1 protein-coding gene is annotated in these 232 nt (G+C 22.4%); it reads right to left on the minus strand.

What is annotated here, in order from left to right; translation table 11 throughout:
- A partial coding sequence (locus tag Q0733_RS13075; protein ID WP_298782789.1) for a hypothetical protein occupies positions 1-232 on the minus strand: 232 nt, incomplete at both ends.

Genomic DNA, 232 nt, shown 5'->3' on the forward strand with positions numbered 1-232 from the left:
TAGAAAATAGATTGATATTTTGAGTAATAATTATTACTTTTGTATTCTATATTAGCATTATTAAGTACTTTACTATCTACATTTAATCGACTAATTGTAAAAGGATAATCTTCTGAGTTTCCAACATAAGTATATCTCCAAATATATAACTGAATTGTATCATTTTTTTTTTCAATAACAAAGTTTTCAAAATCAGAAGAGGCACTTGTAGGTGTTAAAATATTAAAAGTAT

It is taken from the genome of uncultured Polaribacter sp., assembly GCF_947500975.1.
Taxonomy (GTDB): Bacteria; Bacteroidota; Bacteroidia; order Flavobacteriales; family Flavobacteriaceae; genus Polaribacter.